Here is a 223-nt window from a genome sequence, read left to right as displayed (position 1 = left end):
GTGCTCGTCGGGCTGATCGCCATGCGGATCCTGCCCGTCGCGCAATATCCCGAGATCGTGCCGCCCCAGGTGGTGGTCTCCGCCACCTATCCGGGCGCGAGCGCCCAGACCCTCGCCGAGACCGTGGCCGCGCCCCTGGAACAGCAGATCAACGGCGTCGAGGACATGATCTACATGCAATCGACCTCGACCGGCTCGGGCACCATGAGCCTGTCGGTCTTCT

The 223-nt window shown here is 66.8% G+C and carries 1 protein-coding gene; it reads left to right on the top strand.

The annotated features are described in order from the left end of the window. Positions 1–223 (top strand): efflux RND transporter permease subunit (locus E4K09_RS04680; protein ID WP_134495533.1); only part of this gene is annotated, 223 nt, incomplete at both ends.

This window comes from Microvirga pakistanensis (assembly GCF_004458765.1).
Taxonomy (GTDB): Bacteria; Pseudomonadota; Alphaproteobacteria; order Rhizobiales; family Beijerinckiaceae; genus Microvirga; species Microvirga pakistanensis.
Note: the sequence above shows the minus strand (reverse complement) of the source record. Positions and strands in the feature narration are given on the sequence as shown.